Origin of the sequence: Methylocystis sp. SC2 (assembly GCF_000304315.1) — a bacterium.
GTDB lineage: Bacteria > Pseudomonadota > Alphaproteobacteria > Rhizobiales > Beijerinckiaceae > Methylocystis.
In genome coordinates this window covers 3,722,087-3,740,283 of the sequence record NC_018485.1, presented here as the reverse complement: position 1 = coordinate 3,740,283, position 18,197 = coordinate 3,722,087, and the positions used below count along the sequence as shown (strand labels likewise).

Genomic DNA, 18,197 nt, shown 5'->3' with positions numbered 1-18,197 from the left:
CGAGTTTGGCGACTGCGACGACCGATGAAGGTGAAGTCTGACTCATGCGAGCGACCTCCCGTGCGTCACTTATAGCGACAACCGCCTGTCGTTCGGTGTCGTTATGGCTGCGAGGTGAAACAATCATTGGCATGATTGTCAGCCGCTGTAGCGGAGTATCCAGACACCCTGATTTTTGTCGCTCAAATAGATGTAGCCACGGCGGTCCACTACTACATCTTCGCTTTGCAGCACGAGTTTTCCTTCTGGCATCGGGCCGTAACGGCGAGTCGGCTCCGGCGGCAGGAAGTATCCGACTTCGCGCGGCAAACGCGGCGCCGATACGTCATAGATGCGCAATCCCGCATTGAAATGGGCGATGTAGAACAAATCTCCCTGCTGCTGGACATCTGGATGATGCTGGTGATGATTCATGTTGTGCGGGCCACACCAGCCACCGCGTGTACTGAACTCCTTATATGACGCGCCATCGGGCGGGATCGGCTCAGGGAAGAGCGAAAGCAGGAAGGGTTGGGCGGGATTGCTGATGTCGATGATCGAGGCGTGATGCGCCGGTCCCTTGCCGTAGGACGTATCCTCAGAATTGGCGAAGGCTATTCCTTTACCCGGAATCGGCAGGACGCCGTGAACGCCGAAGCGCGAGTGGAAGGGAGGGCTGAAGCCAAGTCCGCCGATTTGAACCGGTTTGGAGACATCCGAAATGTCGAGGACAATCATTCCGGCCGCGCCATAAGGCAGATAGGCGAGATTGCCGGAGATGTAAGGCGGGCCATGCAAGGACACGTCTTGACCGCTCGCGCAAAATGCCCCGCAAAGACAGCCGCGATTGCTGTGATCGCTTTTTTCTAGCGCCGCAAATGTGGTCGCCGCGGTTTCCCTTTCCGCCTCGTGCTGTCCGGGAACCCACCAGCGGCCCGCTTCTCTGGGCTTGGCGCGATCGGAGATATCCAAGATGATATAGATGTTGCCTTTATACCCGGTCGCACCCGCGGCCAGATGCACATATCGGCCGCCGGGGTAGCCATTGCGATGCGTGCCCGTTCCATGGGTGCGAAACTGAGCCAGTTGGCGGGGGTTCACAGGGTCGGCGATGTCCCAGATCAGCACCCCTTCCTCGAAGGGGTGATCGGCGCGCCCGCCAAAATTCGCAAAAACCTTTTCTAAAGCGGTGACCATCGTGTCGCCGTGCAGATCGACCTGCAGCGTCCAAGTATTGGTCGGCCCCGGGATAAATCGGGCGATTTCTGGGACTTCCGGGTCGGTCACATCGACCACGCTCCATCCAGAATGCCAGAAGTGGCCAGTGTAAAGATACCAACGACCGGCAACCTCGCGTATCGCCATCTTGAAGGCGGGGCGATCTTGCATGTCGGTATATCCGACGGCCTCCACATTCTTCGCGTAGGCCCCAGGCGGCAGTGACCGGCGCGTTGCGGGCGGGCGTGCGCGGATTGGTTCGGCAGAGGCGGAAACGGAGGCCGCGGAAGCAGCCAAGCCCGCCGGAAAGGTCTCCAGCACATCGCGGCGCGAAAATCTTGCGGTCATGGCGTTCTCCTATCGACCGCAACATGGTGAGCGCCTACCATTCCGTCCAATACAATTTGGATAGAGATTAAGAGTGCATCGGAATGATTGAGCTGCGCCTCATGCGGTCCTTCGTCGCCGTCGCCGAAGAATTGCATTTTGGCCGCGCCGCCGTTCGGCTCGGGATCAGCCAGCCGCCGCTGAGCAAGCACGTCCAGCAACTCGAAGACGCTCTCGGCGTGACTCTGCTGAACCGAACCCATCGCAATGTGACGCTGACCGCAGCAGGGCGCGTTTTCCTCGACGAGGCGCGCCGAACACTTGCGCAGTCCTTTTTAGCGATCGATCTGGCTCGCCGGGCAGATCGGGGAACAAGCGGTCAACTCGCCTTCGGCTTCATCGACGCTTCCATTTATAGCGTCGTTCCCGCCGTCGTCCGGCGCTTTCACCAGCTCTACCCGTCCGTCCATCTCTCGCTGCGAGAGATGTTGATCCCGGATCAGGTGACCGGCTTGGCCGAACGGCGCATCGATGCGGGCCTTATCCATCCCCCAATGGTTCGGACAGACATAGCGATCGAGCCCATCTTCACAGAACCTCTGGCCGTCGCATTACCGAAAAATCATCCGCTTGCGGAGCGACCGGCGCTCAAGGTCGCCGATTTGGCGGATGAACCGTTCGTGCAGTTCCCGAGGTTCATCAATCCCACTCTGTACGACGACATTCTCGCGCTCTGCCGAGGCGCAGGATTCAGCCCGATGATCGTCCAGGAAGCGACGCCTAAGCAGACCATTATCGGTTTGGTGGAGGCAGGGCTCGGCGTTTCCTTATTACCTGCCTCGCTACGCTTTCTCGCGCGCATTGGCGTTGTCTATGCGCCGCTGGAGGACAGCAGCCTCGCCATCGAGACGTCTCTGATCTGGCGCTCAGGCGACGATGCGCCAGCACTGAAGCGCTTTATCGAGGTCGTTCGCGAGGTGTCGACCAGGTTAAGCTGACATCGGTCAACTGCGCCCGTCGTCCTCGTGACGAGGCGCCTTGGTCCGCAAGAATGACCTGCTCTGGAGCGTTGCTGGTTTAAAGCGAGATGGCGCGCCCGAGAGGATTCGAACCTCTGACCTCTGCCTTCGGAGGGCAACGCTCTATCCAGCTGAGCTACGGGCGCAGGCGCGCTGCTTTTCTACAGGAAGCGCGCCTGCGCCGCAACGGCGGCGTCCGGCCCGAGACGTGGTTCCGGCGACGTGCTAAGGCGAAGACCTGCATCTGAGGGTAAAACCTGAATCTTGAGAGAACGTCTTGGCGCTACTCGATCAATGGCTGGAGCGATTGCGCAGCGCGCGCGACAAGTTCGTCGCCGATCCGCGATTTCAGCGCTGGGCGATGAAGAATCCATTTACGCGGCCCTTGGCGCGGCGCGGCGCGCGCGCCGGGCTCGATCTCGCCGCCGGCTTCGTCTATTCGCAGGTGCTCGTCGCCTGCACGCAACTGAAGCTCTTTGACGTATTGCGCGACGGCCCGTTGAGCCTCGACGCGCTGGCGTCGAGGCTCGCCCTGTCCGAAGGCGCGACGCGCCGCCTGCTTGAGGCGGCCGCTTCGCTCGGCCTCGCCGAGCGGCGCGGCGGCGGCTATGGGCTCGGGCTGCTCGGCGCCGCCTTCGCCGGCAGTCCCGCGGCGCTCATGATCGTCGAACATCAGCCGCTGCTTTACGCCGATCTCATCGATCCCGTCGCTTTGCTGCGCCAGGAAAAGCGCGGGCGACTCGCCGACTATTGGCCCTATTCCGACGGCGCCGCGCCGGAATCGCTCTCGGCGCAGCAGGTCGCCCCCTACAGCGCCTTCATGGCGGCGACGCAGCCGTTGGTCGCCCAGGAAGCGCTCGACGCTTATGATATGTCGCGTCATCGGCGGCTTTTGGACATCGGCGGCGGCGAAGGCGCGTTTCTGACGGCCGCCGCGGCCCGCACGCCGCATCTGCAGCTCGCGCTGTTCGACCTGCCCGCCGTCGCGGCGCGCGCAAGAGCGCGACTCGAAGAGGCAGGCCTGCTCGCGCGCACCGACATTCACGGCGGCGATTTTCTCAACGATCCTCTGCCCGAAGGCGCGGATGTCGCGACGCTCATCCGCATCGTGCATGACCACGACGATTCGTCGGCGCTCAAACTCTTGCGCAACGTCCGCAAGGCGCTCGCGCCCGGCGCGACGCTGCTCATCATCGAGGGCATGTCCGGCGTCAAAGGCGCCGAGCCGCTCGACGCCTATTACGGCTTCTACACGCTCGCCATGGGCCGCGGCGAACCGCGCCGCGTGGAAGCGATCGAGGCGCTGCTGCGCGACGCCGGCTTTGGTAAATTTCGGCTCTTGCGGAACGCGTTGCCGGCGCTTGCAAGCATACTCGTCGCCGAGGCGGTGTGACGACTCCCGTGACGAGCGCTTCCCTTGTCCGCTTGCGGAAAAGGCGCAGTCGCGACGTGATAAAAAAGCGGCGCCCTGAAACGCGGGCGCCCGATGCGAGCGGCGACTTTGTTTGGTGGGAAGGGCCCCGCACCTTTATCGCTGTAAACGCTTGATCCCTCCAATCTGAATTCTTAATCACACTCTAATCGAAATTATGGTATCAATAGGCACAGCTTTGAATTCAAATAGCCGCATTGGGCAGTCCAAAATCGTTTCGTAGGGGGACTAAAGGTATGGAAGAGAGCGATCTCATCGTTCTTCGAATTCCAGCAGAATTCAAAGACGAGTTTCTGAAGCTTTGGAACTCATTAGCCGAAATGCAAGATTGCACATCGCAGCTTAGTGCTGGCGATATTGCAGTTGCCAGCCGGGGAGATGCGGTTAACATCATGCAAGCGATAGTGCCCCTCGTGCAAGTTTCGGCTCCCATTGTAACGGGTATGTTAGGCTACATAATTGCCCGCCGCGGCGAAGTAGAGATCGTTAAGAACGGCAATACTTATAGATTTAAGTCTATTAATAAAGATGATATGAAGGCTATAGTCGATATGTTCAGCAGCATTTAAAAGTGGGCACGAGAAATGTTTGATTCAATCCCAGAGCCTGCAAAACGCCATTGCAAGATATACTTTAGACGTGACTTTCGCAATCCGGCCGTCCCAGATTCTCTTGAGCAAATAAAGCCGTTTGTCGCACAAATAAAGGAGTCATTTCCAGATATTTTGGATGGCGTCTTCATTGAGGAAGCTAGTACTCAGGAATCGTTTTCTGAATATTTAAAAATTGGATCACACGGTGTTATTTTATTTGATCACAGCCAAAGGAAGTTTCTCGAACACCTTCTTTTCTACAAGCTTGGCTTCTTTAAACCTATTTTTCCGTTCGCATTTTTTTGTAGGCATCTTTCACACTCGCTTCTTGCATCGGGTTTTCCCTACGCCGCACTTGGTCTGGCAGATTGTTGTTACGCTATTATTAAAAAATTTAGTGATTACAAACAAACTTTTCCTTATATAAATGCAGAAATTAGGACACAGCCAAAAATACTCGACGAACTTACCGATGTGTTTATTCCAATTGCATCTAGTTTATTCATCCTTGGCCACGAAATAGGACATCATGCTTTCGCAAATAATAGAGTCCATGAAGCAATCACTACAGTCGTTGACGAGGAGATACAAAACATATTATCGCGTTACGCTTCTGAAGCTGACGCAATTGCCAATGAAATCGAGTCTCCGCTCGTAGCTGTTAAACTAAATCCATTGACTGGAATTATAGAACAACGAGTTGACTACGCCGAAGATGCGATATTTTCTAAACTTGAATTGTTAAGGGAGGAAATAGTATCAGATATTGTAGCCTGTATCTTCTTAACTTCTTACCTCTCCATGAGCTCTAGAGCACACCGTCTCGCAATTACTACGGTTGCGACATTGCTTGAGGGCTTTGAAAAATGCTATTTTATTAACAGTATCTTCAATCGTGTTCCTGTAGAGGACAAAGAATTTGAATTACATTTTGAGGCATCGAGATCAAAATTTAGAGGGAGAATTATTTTCAGGTTGCTATATCGATTGAGTAATATACTGCCGATGCAGTCTTTTGCGTCATATTGGAAAACGGCGCATGAGGAATTTTATTTTCTTGCCGAAGATAGTGGTCAATTGGATTATGAAAGTCACCTTATGGGACGTTCATCTGAATTTGCAAGAGGAGCCTTATGTGTTGGATTCACGAAAGAGTTGCCGAAGGACATTCCAGAAAATTCGGTAGAACTGGAAAAGAAGTTCGGGGATAAAGCCGGACTCTATGGACTGATGTATAGACCGTTTAAGTCCGCCAACTTAACGGCCTACAACATTGTTGAGCACTTCGATTGGCAACCTAATGAAGACAGTCCCGACTCAGGGCTCGTAGGCTTCGCTTCCGCGATAAGATTCGCATCAATGTCACGATTCCGTTCAAAAGATATAAAACTAGAATTTGGTGATGATATACTAAAATGGGCAAACGCCATGGGCGAGATTTCGTATCTCATTGACTACCCGTGGGCCTGCGTTGAGAAAATGGAAATTATTGATATTGATCAGTACTTAAAGGATTGCCGTAATCCAGCCATCGGATAGAATGACCTCGCATCGCGGATAAGCGCGCATGTTTGCTCCGGCTTTTTGACCCCCTTTTTGCAGTAGCGGGTGCAGCTGAGCATGGCCTTCGCAACACCGAAGCGCGCGGCGATTGCCCTGGACGTGAGAGAGCCGTCGCCGAGCAATGCCGGTCGCGCCGGGCCGGGGAGTTCGGCGCGTCGATGAGCTGCAAACCCGGCGCGACCTCAAAGCTTCCGAAGGCGACGACGACAATACACCGCGTCACGCCTGAGTCCCGCCGGCGACAACATCCATAGCCTTTGATTAATGCGACCTTCGCCACGCGATCAGCCCGGCCGTCGATGCGTCGAGTCCTTGTGTCGATTCGCTCGGGTTTTCGACGATCGGCGCCAGACGGTTCGCGAGCTCCTTGCCGAGTTCGACGCCCCATTGGTCGAAGGGATTGATGTCCCAGATCACCGACTGCACAAAGACCTTGTGCTCATAGAGCGCGACGAGGCGCCCCAGCGTGCGCGGATCGAGCTTACGATAGAGCAGCACGCTCGACGGACGATCGCCGGAAAAGATCTTATGCGGCGCCAAGCGCTCGACCTCTTCTTCGCCGAGCCCCTGCCCGCGCAATTGCGCCTTCGCCTCCTCTAGCGTTCTGCCGCGCATAAAAGCTTCGGCCTGCGCCAGGCAATTGGCGAACAGCAATTCGTGATGATGTTCGTCGGCGGCGGTGGGTTCGGCCGCGACGAGGAAGTCGATCGGAATAACATCGGTTCCCTGATGCAGCAGCTGAAAGAACGCGTGCTGCCCATTCGTGCCCGGTTCGCCGAAAATCACCGGGCCGGTTGCATAATCGACAGGCGCGCCTTCGCGCGTCACCGACTTGCCGTTCGATTCCATGTCGAGCTGTTGCAGATAGGCGGGAAAACGCGCGAGCCGCTGATCATAGGGAATGACCGCCTGCGCGGCGCATCCCATGACATTGCGATGCCAGACGCCAAGCAGCCCCATGAGCACAGGGATGTTCTGATCGAGCGGCGCCTCGCGAAAGTGAGCGTCGATATCGTGGCCGCCCTGCAGAAACTGCAAGAAGCGCTCTGGCCCGACCGCGATGGCGAGCGCTAGGCCGATCGACGACCACAGCGAATAGCGCCCGCCGACCCAATCCCAGAAGCCGAAGACGCGCGCCGGATCGATGCCGAATTCGGCGACCTTGTCGAGCCTGGTCGAGACGGCGGCGAAATGGGCTGTCACCGCGGCTTCGCCGAGCGCGGCGACGATGCGGGCGCGCGCGCTTCTGGCGTTCGCCATCGTCTCCTGCGTCGTAAAGGTCTTCGACGAGACGATGAACAGCGTGCGCGCCGGATCGAGATCGCGCAGCGTGTCGGCGATATCGGCGCCGTCGACATTGGCGACGAAATGCATGCGCGGCCCCTCGCCGGCGAAGGGCGAGAGCGCGCGCGAGGCCATCGCCGGACCCAGGTCCGAACCGCCGATGCCGATATTGACCACATCGCTGAACGGCGCGCCGGTCGCGCCGCGGACGTCGCCGGAGCGCACGGCGCGCGCGAAGGCGAACACCTTTTCGCGTTCGGCTGCGATCAGCGGCCGCATGTTTTCGCCGCCGACGAGAAGCGGGCGCGACGAGAGATCGCGCAGCGCCATATGCATGGCGGCGCGCCTTTCGGTGTTGTTGATGAATTCTCCAGAGAACAGCGCTTCGCGCCGCGCGTCGAGATCGCGCGTCTCCGCCAGCGAGGTCAGCAGCGCGATCGTTTCGCGCGTCACTCGATGCTTGGAGAAGTCGAAAAGCAGGTCGTCGAGCTTGACGCTGAAACGCTTGAAGCGCGCCGGATCCTCCGCAAAGAGGTCGAGCGTTCGCGTCCGCGCCAAAGCGGAGGCGTGGAACTTCAACGCGTCAAATGCGACGGCCACGGCGTCTGACATTCTTTTCTCAAATAGCAAGCGTGCTTCCTTAGCGATTTGTAGCCGATTCGAAGGCGGCGGGCGCGCAACGACTTTACGCCGCGAGGCTGGACCCTAAATTTTTACTGTATTGTGACAGCAGGATGTGAAATCCATATCTGTTACATGACGCTTTTCTGACAGCAGGACGACGATGAACGCGATTCACTTCCTCGACGTGCGCGACGGCGGCCCGGTCGCCCATGCGACGGCGCGGATCGACGCGGCGGCCGCGCTTCGCAAGGCCTGTCTTGGCGTGGTCGCGCCGATGGGACGCGTGTGCCTCCCGCCGATTGACCGTATCGCGGCGAATTGGCTGAAGCGCTCCGCCTCCGCCTATCGGGCGGAGCTGGAGCATATCGTCGCCATTCTCGGCTTTCCGGGCGCGATGACGCTGAACATGTCCTATCTCTTCGCCTGCACCACCCAGGCCTATGAAGACGAACGCGGCCGGCCGCGGCTGCGGCGCACGCTCGACTGGCCCTTTCACGGTCTGGGAAAGGCGGTCGAAATCGCCTGGCAGTCCGGCCCGGCCGGCGAATTCTACAACGCCACCTGGCCCGGCGCAGTGGGGGTGCTCAGCGCCATGGCGCCCGGGCGCTTTTGCGCCGCGATCAACCAGGCGCCGATGAAGCGGCGCACGCAGGGCTCGATCGGCTTCGCCTATGACGCCATCCTCAACCTGCGCGACGCCTTCGCCAGCGAAGGCGGCTGGCCGCCGGACCATCTGCTGCGCTACGCCTTTGAAAATTGTGCGAATTTCGAGGAGGCCGTCGATTGCATCGCCAGCGCGCCGCTGGCGCGGCCGACGCTCTTCACCTTGGCGGGCGTGAGGCGCGGGGAAATGGCGCTGATCGAGCGCACCGAGCTGGAGGCGCGGGTTCTGCGCGGCCCGGTCATCGTCGTCAACGACTGGCAGGAGCCGCAGGCCGGATGGCAGGCGCGGATGAGCTATGAGAACAACGTGAGCCGCAAAGCCGCGATGCGCGCCGTCGCGCCCGACGCGCCGCGCTTTTCCTGGGTGCGGGAGCCGGTGCTCAACCGGTTGACGCGCCTCGCGGTGGAAATGTCCTCGGTCGGCGCGGGCGATCTCGCCGCGCGCGGCTATGAGTGCCCCTATGTGAAGGGCCAGCCGGCCCCGGCGACGCAGGACTTCTGCCTGCGCGCGGCGACGCCGACGGCGCTCGCGGCCTAAAGGCATTTGGCCCTGTAACAACTTGGGCGTTGTCACGCTGCGGCTGAGGCGCCATAGTTTGACGTCGGCGAATACGCGGTTTAGTGCGATGGTCGACGTTTGAAATGGCTTCGCCAGCGTACGGCGAACCAGCTAAAGCCGATTTTTTCTCACATTTTCAGGAGAGGAATTATGCCTCCGAAAACCAAAGATTGGTATGCTTGGCTCAATTTGATGCCGCCGCCGCCGGACGATTTTCACGTCATTGGCAAAGTCCTCGTCCCCAATCCGGGCGTACATGCGTATCTCTGCGTTAAGGAGCCTCAGGGCTTCAATCCTAAAATTCTTCTACTTGACCTTCATCTCGTCCAGCACCCGGGCATGTGGCTACAGGTTATGACTTGGACCGCGGCGCGGTATGATGAGATTTTACCTCCGGGTAGCGACAAATATTCCGAAGTCGAGGTCTTCTTCGAAAGCGCTTCGATCGCGCGGATCAAGGTCGATATCGTGAGCTAGATGACCGCGGTCGAAAATTAAAGGGTCGGCGCAGTCGCCATGCGCCGCCCGCTTTGTTCAGCTTCCTTAGTTTAGCTTCGGCGCGCTCGCCCGCCGCAGCCGATCGTTGATCGCCTCCCCTAGTCCCCGCTCCGGCATATGCGCCACCGCGACATTGGCGATGCGGCGCGCGTCAAATTCCCGCAAATGGGCGAAAAGATTGGCCGCCGCCTCGACGAGGTCGCCCGACGGCGAAAGATCGAGCACCAAGGTCCCGGGCCTGGCGCACGGGGCGAGCCTGCCGCCGAAATCGAGCGCCGCTTCGCCCTCCTCGAGCTCATGCGCCTCCAGGCGCAGCCGCGCCGCCGGGGCGTAATGGGAGGGCGTCATTCCCGGCCCGAGGATTTCAGCATGCGCCGGCGCCGCAAGCTTTGCGCCGATGATTTTCTCGATCGCCTCGCGCGCGATCGCGCCGGGCCGCAACACTACGGGGGAGCCCTCGCAGAAGGACACGATCGTCGACTCAAGACCGGCGGCGGTGCGGCCGCCGTCGAGAATCATGTCGACCTTGCCCGCAAGATCTTGCGCGACATGCGCGGCGGTCACCGGACTGACATGGCCGGAGCGGTTGGCGGAGGGCGCCGCGATCGGCCGGCCCAGCGCCGCGATCAGCGCTTGCGCCAACGGATGCGCGGGGACCCGCACCGCGACGCTCGGCAGGCCGGCGCGAGCGAGATCGCAGACCGCGCCGCCCGGCGCGACGGGCGCGACGATCGTCAGCGGCCCCGGCCAGAACGCCGCGGCGAGACGCAGCGCGAGTTCAGGCAGTTCCGCCTCGCGGCGCGCGGCCTCGAGATCGGCGACATGGGCGATCAGCGGATTGAAGGAGGGGCGGTCCTTGGCGTCGTAGATCCGCGCGACCGCCCAGGCCTGAGTCGCATCGGCCCCAAGGCCATAGACGGTCTCGGTCGGGAAGGCGACCAGTCCGCCGTCGCGCAGGATCGCCGCGGCCGCGCCGATCGCCGCGGCGTCGGCCGGGGTAATCGTCGTCACGCGTCGCGGCCGCTGTAGGGCGGCCTGGGGATCGCCATATGCGCCTCGCGCAGCGCCTTCGACCAGCTGTTCCGCAAGCTGCGAAAATAGGCGTCGTCCGAATTGATCCTCGTCGCGACCTCGATCTGCAGCGCGTCACGTCGCAGCAGCGCGATGTCGATCGGCATGCCGACCGAAAGATTCGAGCGCATGGTCGAATCCATCGAAATCAGCCCGATCTTCAGCGCGTCATAGATATCAGTGTCGTAGGTGACGGCGCGGTCGAGGATCGGCTTGCCGTATTTGTGCTCGCCGATCTGCAGATAATTGGTGTCCGGCGTGCATTCGATGCTGTTGCCGGCGGTGTAGATCATGAAGAGGCGCAGCGGACCTCCGGCGATCTGGCCGCCGAGCAGCAGCGACACGTCGAAACTGACGCCCTGCGCCGCGGGCTCCTCCTCGGCGCTGCCCGTCTGAACGCGGGAAAGGCGCACGGCGCGCCCGACGAGCTGCGCCGCGTGCAGCATGTTGGGCGTATTCATGACGCTCTCCACGACGCCGCTTTCGGGATGCTCGATCCCGTCGCTGATCAGATTCACCACGCCCTGCGTCACCGAGAGATTGCCCGAGGCGGCGAGCATCAGCACGCGCTCGCCCGGCCGCTCGAAGAGATACAGCTTGCGGAACGTCGAAATATTGTCGAGCCCGGCGTTGGTGCGCGTGTCGGCGATCATCACCAGTCCATCGCGCACGAGAATGCCGCAACAATAGGTCATGTGACTCCGCAGCGGTTCGCGCCAATGGCTGCAGGACTTACAAGTTTCAGGCCATGAGGCAAGTGCTGCGGCGCCACAGCGAAGGAAAATCAGTCGCCGTTTTCGCTCTTGTAAGGAAGCTCGGCCGCATGTTCGGCGGCCCATTCCGCCACCGCTGCGCGCTCGCGCGCCAAATAGTCCGAAACGGCCTCGGCAAGGCGCGGGTCCGCCAAGTAATGGGCCGAATGGGTGATCGCCGGCCCATAGCCGCGGGCGATCTTGTGCTCCCCTTGCGCGCCGGCCTCGACGCGCTTGTAGCCACGGCGGATCGCAAATTCGATCGCCTGATAGTAACACACCTCGAAGTGCAGGAAGGGGACTTCCTCGAGAGCGCCCCAATTGCGCCCGTAGATCGCGTCGTCGCCGAGAAAATTGATGGCGCCGGCAATATGTTTAGAGCCGCGCCGCGCCATCACCAGCAGAATGCGGTCGGCCATGCGCGCGCCGATCTCGTCGAAGAAGGCGCGGGTCAGATAGGGATGGCCCCATTTGCGCGCGCCCGTATCCATGTAGAAATCGAAAAACGAATCCCAATGCGCCGAACGAATGTCGCTTCCGGTCAGCAGATCGATCGATATGTCGCCGCCGAGCGCCTCGCGGCGTTCCCGCTTGATCGCCTTGCGCTTTCGCGCCGTCAGCCGCGACAGAAAATCCTCGAAGTCGGCGTAGCCTTCATTGACGAAGTGAAATTGTTCTCCGGCGCGGTAAATGAATCCGGCGCCGCTGAGCGCGAGACGTTCCTCCTCCGTGCAGAATGTGACATGGATCGAGGACGCGCCGCTGGCCTTGCGCAGTCCGAGCAATCCGGCGATCAGCGCTTCGCGCGCGCCTTTTGTCGCATTGGCCGCGACCAGCAGGCGGCGGCCCGTCACCGGCGTGAAGGGCGCCGCGACCTGAATCTTCGGATAATAGCGTCCGCCCGCCATCTCATAGGCCTGCGCCCAGCTCTGATCGAACACATATTCGCCGAGGCTGTGCGTCTTGATATAGGCCGGCGCGCAGGCGACGAGACGCCCGCGCGAATCCTCGACAAGCGCATGCGCCGGCGTCCAGCCCGTGCGCGCGCCAACCGATTTCGACGATTCGAGCGCGCGCAGGAAAGCGTGCGAAACGAAAGGATTGTATCGCTCGCCGACCGAATCCGGGAGCCCCGGCGGATTGGCGCAGGCGTCCCACGCTTCGGCCGTGACGGAGGCGAGGGATTCGGCGTATCGAACCGAAAATTCTTGCGCCGAAGTTTCTTGCGCCGGAAGTTCTTGCGCCATGTGTCCAGTGGAGCAGCCGCGTTGAGAGCCTTCTAGCATGGCGTCGCGGAGCCCCCTAACATGGCGCGAACGTCGACGTCATCCAAGCGCGACTTTTGAGCAGGCGAAAAGCGGAAAGCATGAGAATCAACGGCCGCGACTACCGAACGATTTGGCGCGACTCCGATGGACGGCGCGCCCACGTCATCGATCAGACCAGCCTCCCCCATCGCTTCGAGACGAAAACGCTCGCGAGCTGCGAAGACGCCGCTGCGGCGATCAGCGATATGACCGTGCGCGGCGCGCCGCTGATCGGCGTGACCGGCGCTTACGGCATGGCGCTCGCCGCCTGGCGCGACGCAAGCGACGCGGCGATCGAGAACGCCCACGCCCTGCTCCTCGCCACGCGGCCGACGGCCGTCAATCTGCGCTGGGCGCTCGATCGGCTGCGCGCGCTGCTTCTCGCCGCGCCGGTCGCCGACCGCGTCGATCTCGCCTATGCTGAGGCGGCGAGGATCGCGGAAGAGGATGTCGCGGCCTGCGAGGCCATCGGCCGGGCCGGCGCCGAACTCATCCTTAAAGGTCGGCGTGGCGACGGCCCGATCAACATTCTCACCCATTGCAACGCCGGCTGGCTCGCCACCGTCGATTGGGGCACGGCGCTGGCGCCGATCTACGCGGCGGCGCGGCAGGGCGCCGAGATACATGTCTGGGTGGATGAAACGCGTCCACGCAACCAGGGCGCTAGCCTCACGGCCTTCGAACTCCTGGGCGAAGAAATCCCCCACACGGTCATCGCCGACAACGCCGGCGGCCACCTCATGCAGCACGGGCTTGTCGATCTCGTGATCGTCGGCAGCGACCGCACGACCCGCGCCGGCGACGTCTGCAACAAGATCGGCACCTATCTCAAGGCGCTCGCGGCGCATGACAATGGCGTGCCCTTCTATGTCGCGCTGCCGTCCTCGACCGTCGACTGGCGCATCGCCGACGGCGTGCGCGACATTCCGATCGAAGAGCGCAGCGCGCGCGAAGTCACCCATATCAGCGGCCGCGGCGCCGACGGCGCGCCGATCGAAATTCAGCTCACCCCCGATGGGTCGCGCGCGCGCAATTTCGGTTTCGACGTCACGCCGTCGCGTTTTGTCACGGGCCTGATTACCGAGCGCGGCGTCTGCGCCGCGACGGAAGACGGGCTCAAGGGATTGTTCCCGGACCTTGCGGGTTAGCTGTCATTCCCGACGCTTCGCCTGCGAAGCGATCGGGAATCCAGAACAAAACGCCAGTCAAACGCTGAGCTGGATTTCCGATCGAACCTTCGGTTCGTCGGAAATGACAAACCGCGATCAATTCTTTGCGTCGCGCGTTCCGTACGTCTTGAAGCGCTCCACCGTGCGCATGATCTCCTCATCGGAGAGAACGACGGGTTCGCCGGCGAGCGCGCCGAGATAGAAGACTTGCGCCAGCGCTTCGAGTTCGACGGCGCGCCACAATGCTCTGCGCATCGTCGCGCCGGTGACGATCGCGCCATGATTGGCAAGCAGCACGCCGTCGCGATCCTTGAGCCCGGCGACGACGAGTCGCGACAGTTCCGCCGTGCCGTAGGGCGCATAGTCGACGCAGCGCACGGTCGGGCCGCCGAAGGCCGCGATCATGTAATGCACCGCCGGAATGTCGCGCCGCAGCGTCGCGATCGTCGTCGCATAGGGCGAATGCATATGCGCGATGGCGTTCACGTCGGGCCGGGCGCGGTAGACGTCGAGATGGAAGCGCCACTCGCTCGACGGCGGCAGCGGACCCTCGAAGTCGCCATCCCCCGCCAGCGGCATGCGCGCGATCAGTTCGGGCGCAAGTTCGCGGGCTGGAACGCCGCTCGGCGTGACGAGCGCGGCGTCGCCGACCCGCAACGACAGATTGCCGGCCGAGCCGTGATTGAGGCCCAGCCGCTCCATCTCCTGCGCGGCGTCGACGATCGCCGCGCGCGCGTCGCGCTCGTTCATGCGAGAAGCCTTACAGGCGCGGCGCGGGGAGTGGCAAGACATGCCGACTCATGCGCATGGCTCGCGACATGGTCCGCGCCAGGGCGAACGCGCGCGCGATGAGAGCCGTTGCATGCAAGTCCTCGATATTGCGCGCGCTCGGGTTGCGGTATAGGAGGGGCGTCCCCGTCTCGGGGCCGGTAGCTCAATGGTTAGAGCCGGCCGCTCATAACGGTCTGGTTGCAGGTTCGAGTCCTGCCCGGCCCACCAGAAAATTCAATAACTTAAAGCGTTTTGTGTAACCAGTGGCTTGAACAATTTCAAGCGCCATTTAGCGCCCGCGCCTTTCGACCGCTGTTGGTTTCAGGGCGCCGCACGGTTTTGGTTCGTTCTCAAGATCAGCCGGTTATAATCCTATCGCTCTGTCAGCCCTCGCCTCGCCTCGCTGCATCGCGACTTACGCGGAACGAACGCTGGCAAGCTGCGTTATAGAGTCGATCGCTTCAGCAAACGCGACCGTAGGCTTCCGTCGCGGCGACGATCTCCCCAAGATGATTGTGGAATTGGCTGAGGGATTTTGCGCATGTACATGACGCCCATCGACTTTATCGACCTCGGGTTCCGCACCTTCATGCGCAACCCATTTTCCAGTCCCGAACAGATCTCGCTCCGGAAAGGGGAAAGCGACTTTCGCTTGTTGGGCGCGCGCGAGGGACTCGTCGTGACGCTCGGTCCCGAGACGTCCTTTTTCGATCGGCCAAGCAGGTCTGTTTGCCGGTGGCCCGGAACACGAACCATTCCGCGTCAAACTCCTCACTTGGCGCCGAAACGCTCCTGGATCGCGAATGAGTTCGCGACATTCCTTTACGTGTTCTGCGGCGGCGGAGACGTGAAGCTCAATCGGATCGCCACTTCGGAAAAGCAAAGAGAGATTTTGCTGACGGCTGGCGAAGGCAATGTCGTCGAAAAAATCGATCTGACGAAACTTGCAGGAGACAATTCGGCGCCGCTGCTGTTTCTCCAGCCTGCCTATCTTTGTTCATCCGCCAATGTCGTGATTGAATCCGTTCCCTGTGACGCATCGACCATGAGTTGGGCGCGAGCGCCTTATGTCTACAAGACATGCCCTCTCGACGATCTGTCGACGCCTGCGATTCTATGTCTTGCCGGCAAAACCATGATCTGGTGCGAACGGATCGAGCCCGGCGAGAGTCGGGACTACGCGCTTGGAAACGTCATTGCGACGACCGCCAACGTCGTTTCCAAACTGCGGCCAACCAGCCAGACGCATCCTGAGGATATGAGGGTCGCCGCAGTCGCACAGGATCGCTCAAGAGCGAATGCAATCATTTCGGCGTCCGCAAAGATGAGCCGCGATAGTTCGATCCGCACGCGCCTGCGTGAGTGCGCCGCCGCCACGAAAATCCTCTTTGAATCGATGCGCGCCCGCGAGGGATTCTTTGTGTGCGAAGTGACCAATGAATCTGACGCGCCCGCCCATGTTTTTATCCAACTCAACAAAGGCAATTTTTATGGCGGCTCAGGGCTCGTTGGCTTTGTGATAAAGTTTATATCCAGCATTTTCCGTATGTCGCATCTGTCGCTGGGCCGCTAGAGCGCTTCCCGATCACATGGACTCATGTGATCGATAAGGAATCTCTCGAAACCAAAACGTTGGAGCAGGCTCTCCACGAAAAAGTCTGTCAACTTTTTCCGAACCTGCTTTAGTGGCGGCTCAAAATACTAAACGCCGGCGCATGACGTTCCTGAGCCGGCGTTTTTTTACGAGGATCGAAACTGGCTTATTTCTTTGCAGCTTCGTCCGGAACGAGCGCGATGCGCATGTGAGCCGCGGGAACTGATGCGTTGCACCACGAACAGCCGATTGACGTACAGGTGCCACACGTCGCCTGCAGCTGGATAGATTGAAGAATTTTTTCCATCGCCGGACCCTCCGCGGCGATGGGAATCAAATATGTCGTCGTTTGTACCGGCTTTGTCATAGCGGGCTCTCCTATCGCAACAAATGAAGCTTGACTGCATCCCTAAAGCGTGACGCCATCTCCTCCCGGACCAAGTTGCAATCCTCCTCTCGCTGCCAGTTGGGCTGAGCTCCAGAACTTGCAAATGTTTTGTAGCAACTCACCATGGGGCAAACGCGTACCGCCCAACAATGCGCGCAGGGGCCGGATTGAACCGAACGCCGGAAGCTCTCCTGAAATTTTACCAACGCCGCAATGTCCAAAACCGCTTTTTTCGCATCGCCAAAACTGACGGATTCTACGCGCTCAAATTCGATGCAGGAGGAAATCGAACCGTCGGGCAGCAATGTCAGGGTGTTCCATTCGAACGCTTGGCAATCGCGACAATTGTACGTTCCAGCCAATTCTTCAGGAAGCTTTTCCCCATCATTGCCACCGGGATTGAGACCGGCATAGGTCTCATAGCAATCGATCTCTTCGCTGCGCCCTTCCCGATATCTTTTCGCCATCAGCATTTCGCGAACCGCGACCTTCTCCTCCTGCATCGCCTGCCATTGCTGGAGAGAGTAACGCGTGCAGGATTCGGAAGTCGCCGCGCAATCGTTGGGATTGATCTGAGCGCTCGATATGCCGAGGCTCAGAAGATGCTCGACTTGCTGTCGGAACTGGCCGGCAAAGCGAGGAGACACGACCAAGTTGAAGGCGACAAGCGATTCAAATGCGCTTGGGTGTCTCGCGCGAAAACGTTTCACGTTTTCAAGCACCTTTTCATATGAACCTTTGCCGGTGTGATCGACCCTGTTCGTGTCGTGGATTTCTTGAGGGCCATCCAGGCTAATCAACGTCAAGAATCCATTTTCGATCAAAAAGTCGGTGATCTCGTCGCTAAGCAGCAATCCATTGGTGGCGACGATCTTTTCACTCTTTACGTTCCATGCCTTTAACTTCTCGACGATCGCTTTGATCACGCCGAAGCCGAGCAGCGGCTCTCCTCCAAAGAACTTTAACGTGACGTCCTGGCCCGTCAAAAACGGACGCACAAGCTCGAGGAATGAAAACGCCGTGTCCTCATCGAGAATATCGTTTTTCCCGTTAGGAAGCTTGTATCGTTCACGAGTCGCGCAATACGAACAAGCCAGATTGCAGGCGCCCGTTATCACGAATTCGAGCGTTCTTGGGCGGATGGTCGTCGCGAGTGGCGGGAAGCTCAAATGAAACGGTTCGGACGTATCGCTGAACATCTCCGAAGCCGTCTCATCCGACGCCGGCAATCGCAAGAGCCTATTGTCCCGCGCCGAATAGACAAACTTTTCTGCATCGACGTCGAAGCTGAGCAGAGCATGGGATGTCGACGAAATGTCGTTGGAGACACGATCCATTGCCACTCTCCAAAATATAGCATTCACCATAGGCGGAGATAAAAGCGGA

General features: G+C 59.9%; 16 protein-coding genes and 2 tRNA genes. 9 read left to right on the top strand and 9 right to left on the bottom strand.

What is annotated here, in order from left to right; translation table 11 throughout:
* Positions 1 to 138: 138 nt before the first annotated feature.
* Both BN69_RS18095 and BN69_RS19920 read right to left on the bottom strand, forming a co-directional pair.
* On the bottom strand, positions 139 to 1,545 hold the full coding sequence (locus BN69_RS18095; protein WP_014893101.1) for an LVIVD repeat-containing protein: 1,407 nt from the start codon (positions 1,543 to 1,545) through the stop codon (positions 139 to 141).
* Positions 1,542 to 1,745 carry a hypothetical protein gene (locus BN69_RS19920; RefSeq protein ID WP_244435103.1) on the bottom strand — a complete coding sequence of 68 codons (204 nt, stop codon included), beginning with the start codon at positions 1,743 to 1,745 and terminating at the stop codon, positions 1,542 to 1,544. The genes BN69_RS18095 and BN69_RS19920 overlap by 4 nt, the downstream gene beginning before the upstream one ends.
* Here BN69_RS19920 and BN69_RS18090 point away from each other — a divergent pair.
* Complete coding sequence (locus tag BN69_RS18090) at positions 1,647 to 2,522, top strand: LysR family transcriptional regulator (protein WP_244435101.1); 876 nt, start codon at positions 1,647 to 1,649, stop codon at positions 2,520 to 2,522. The two genes, BN69_RS19920 and BN69_RS18090, sit on opposite strands and share 99 nt — an antisense overlap.
* 90 nt (positions 2,523 to 2,612) lie before the next feature.
* Here the strand turns inward: BN69_RS18090 and BN69_RS18085 are convergent.
* Positions 2,613 to 2,689 (bottom strand) — tRNA-Arg (locus BN69_RS18085).
* A 131-nt stretch (positions 2,690 to 2,820) separates the two neighbouring features.
* Between BN69_RS18085 and BN69_RS18080 the strand changes: the two genes are divergently transcribed.
* From BN69_RS18080 to BN69_RS19350, 3 genes are all read left to right on the top strand, one after another.
* On the top strand, positions 2,821 to 3,936 hold the full coding sequence (locus BN69_RS18080) for a methyltransferase (protein WP_014893099.1): 1,116 nt from the start codon (positions 2,821 to 2,823) through the stop codon (positions 3,934 to 3,936).
* 275 nt (positions 3,937 to 4,211) lie between these two features.
* On the top strand, positions 4,212 to 4,544 hold the full coding sequence (locus tag BN69_RS18075; RefSeq protein ID WP_041927037.1) for a hypothetical protein: 333 nt from the start codon (positions 4,212 to 4,214) through the stop codon (positions 4,542 to 4,544).
* Between the two features lie 15 nt (positions 4,545 to 4,559).
* A complete protein-coding gene (locus BN69_RS19350; protein WP_014893098.1) occupies positions 4,560 to 6,107 on the top strand; it encodes a hypothetical protein in 1,548 nt (515 codons plus the stop codon).
* Positions 6,108 to 6,392: 285 nt separating this feature from the next.
* On the opposite strand, the gene pgi is transcribed toward BN69_RS19350, so the two are convergent.
* Complete coding sequence (gene pgi / locus BN69_RS18065) at positions 6,393 to 8,027, bottom strand: glucose-6-phosphate isomerase (protein ID WP_014893097.1); 1,635 nt, start codon at positions 8,025 to 8,027, stop codon at positions 6,393 to 6,395.
* Between the two features lie 172 nt (positions 8,028 to 8,199).
* Here pgi and BN69_RS18060 point away from each other — a divergent pair, with 172 nt between their 5' ends.
* Positions 8,200 to 9,240 (top strand): Ntn hydrolase family protein, encoded by a 1,041-nt coding sequence (locus BN69_RS18060; RefSeq protein ID WP_014893096.1) that lies wholly within the window; start codon positions 8,200 to 8,202, stop codon positions 9,238 to 9,240.
* A 171-nt stretch (positions 9,241 to 9,411) separates the two neighbouring features.
* Positions 9,412 to 9,738, top strand: a complete 327-nt coding sequence (locus BN69_RS18055) for a hypothetical protein (RefSeq protein ID WP_014893095.1) — start codon at positions 9,412 to 9,414, stop codon at positions 9,736 to 9,738.
* A 66-nt stretch (positions 9,739 to 9,804) separates the two neighbouring features.
* Here BN69_RS18055 and BN69_RS18050 read toward each other — a convergent pair whose 3' ends face one another.
* The 3 genes from BN69_RS18050 to BN69_RS18040 all read right to left on the bottom strand — a co-directional run bounded on the left by BN69_RS18050 (position 9,805) and on the right by BN69_RS18040 (position 12,829).
* Positions 9,805 to 10,770, bottom strand: a complete 966-nt coding sequence (locus BN69_RS18050; protein ID WP_014893094.1) for an L-threonylcarbamoyladenylate synthase — start codon at positions 10,768 to 10,770, stop codon at positions 9,805 to 9,807.
* Complete coding sequence (locus BN69_RS18045) at positions 10,767 to 11,525, bottom strand: proteasome-type protease (RefSeq protein WP_014893093.1); 759 nt, start codon at positions 11,523 to 11,525, stop codon at positions 10,767 to 10,769. The genes BN69_RS18050 and BN69_RS18045 overlap by 4 nt, the downstream gene beginning before the upstream one ends.
* Positions 11,526 to 11,614: 89 nt before the next feature.
* Entirely contained in the window at positions 11,615 to 12,829 is a 1,215-nt protein-coding gene (locus tag BN69_RS18040; RefSeq protein ID WP_014893092.1) for a GNAT family N-acetyltransferase, read from the bottom strand.
* A gap of 119 nt (positions 12,830 to 12,948) precedes the next feature.
* Here BN69_RS18040 and mtnA point away from each other — a divergent pair, with 119 nt between their 5' ends.
* A complete protein-coding gene (gene mtnA / locus BN69_RS18035) occupies positions 12,949 to 14,037 on the top strand; it encodes an S-methyl-5-thioribose-1-phosphate isomerase (protein ID WP_014893091.1) in 1,089 nt (362 codons plus the stop codon).
* Positions 14,038 to 14,154: 117 nt separating this feature from the next.
* Here the strand turns inward: mtnA and BN69_RS18030 are convergent, their stop codons facing one another.
* Positions 14,155 to 14,808, bottom strand: coding sequence for a class II aldolase/adducin family protein (locus tag BN69_RS18030; protein ID WP_014893090.1), 654 nt, complete (start codon positions 14,806 to 14,808; stop codon positions 14,155 to 14,157).
* 173 nt (positions 14,809 to 14,981) lie between these two features.
* Between BN69_RS18030 and BN69_RS18025 the strand changes: the two genes are divergently transcribed.
* Together BN69_RS18025 and BN69_RS18020 are read left to right on the top strand one after the other, a co-directional pair.
* Positions 14,982 to 15,057 (top strand) — tRNA-Ile (locus tag BN69_RS18025).
* Between the two features lie 313 nt (positions 15,058 to 15,370).
* Complete coding sequence (locus BN69_RS18020; RefSeq protein ID WP_014893089.1) at positions 15,371 to 16,402, top strand: hypothetical protein; 1,032 nt, start codon at positions 15,371 to 15,373, stop codon at positions 16,400 to 16,402.
* A gap of 399 nt (positions 16,403 to 16,801) precedes the next feature.
* Here BN69_RS18020 and BN69_RS18015 read toward each other — a convergent pair whose 3' ends face one another.
* The gene (locus BN69_RS18015) at positions 16,802 to 18,148 is read right to left on the bottom strand and encodes a radical SAM protein (protein ID WP_014893087.1); all 1,347 of its coding nucleotides are present in this window, start codon (positions 18,146 to 18,148) and stop codon (positions 16,802 to 16,804) included.
* Positions 18,149 to 18,197: the final 49 nt, after the last annotated feature.

What these genes read in the sequence shown, in the direction of transcription:
- mtnA (WP_014893091.1), top strand. Translation starts at nt 12,949, where the DNA reads ATGAGAATCAACGGCCGCGACTACCGAACGATTTGGCGCGACTCCGAT.
- BN69_RS18075 (WP_041927037.1), top strand. Translation starts at nt 4,212, where the DNA reads ATGGAAGAGAGCGATCTCATCGTTCTTCGAATTCCAGCAGAATTCAAA.
- BN69_RS18040 (WP_014893092.1), bottom strand. Translation starts at nt 12,829, where the DNA reads ATGGCGCAAGAACTTCCGGCGCAAGAAACTTCGGCGCAAGAATTTTCG.
- BN69_RS18015 (WP_014893087.1), bottom strand. Translation starts at nt 18,148, where the DNA reads ATGGATCGTGTCTCCAACGACATTTCGTCGACATCCCATGCTCTGCTC.
- BN69_RS18060 (WP_014893096.1), top strand. Translation starts at nt 8,200, where the DNA reads ATGAACGCGATTCACTTCCTCGACGTGCGCGACGGCGGCCCGGTCGCC.
- BN69_RS18030 (WP_014893090.1), bottom strand. Translation starts at nt 14,808, where the DNA reads ATGAACGAGCGCGACGCGCGCGCGGCGATCGTCGACGCCGCGCAGGAG.
- BN69_RS18055 (WP_014893095.1), top strand. Translation starts at nt 9,412, where the DNA reads ATGCCTCCGAAAACCAAAGATTGGTATGCTTGGCTCAATTTGATGCCG.
- BN69_RS18090 (WP_244435101.1), top strand. Translation starts at nt 1,647, where the DNA reads ATGCGGTCCTTCGTCGCCGTCGCCGAAGAATTGCATTTTGGCCGCGCC.
- BN69_RS19350 (WP_014893098.1), top strand. Translation starts at nt 4,560, where the DNA reads ATGTTTGATTCAATCCCAGAGCCTGCAAAACGCCATTGCAAGATATAC.
- pgi (WP_014893097.1), bottom strand. Translation starts at nt 8,027, where the DNA reads ATGTCAGACGCCGTGGCCGTCGCATTTGACGCGTTGAAGTTCCACGCC.
- BN69_RS18045 (WP_014893093.1), bottom strand. Translation starts at nt 11,525, where the DNA reads ATGACCTATTGTTGCGGCATTCTCGTGCGCGATGGACTGGTGATGATC.
- BN69_RS18095 (WP_014893101.1), bottom strand. Translation starts at nt 1,545, where the DNA reads ATGACCGCAAGATTTTCGCGCCGCGATGTGCTGGAGACCTTTCCGGCG.
- BN69_RS18020 (WP_014893089.1), top strand. Translation starts at nt 15,371, where the DNA reads ATGTACATGACGCCCATCGACTTTATCGACCTCGGGTTCCGCACCTTC.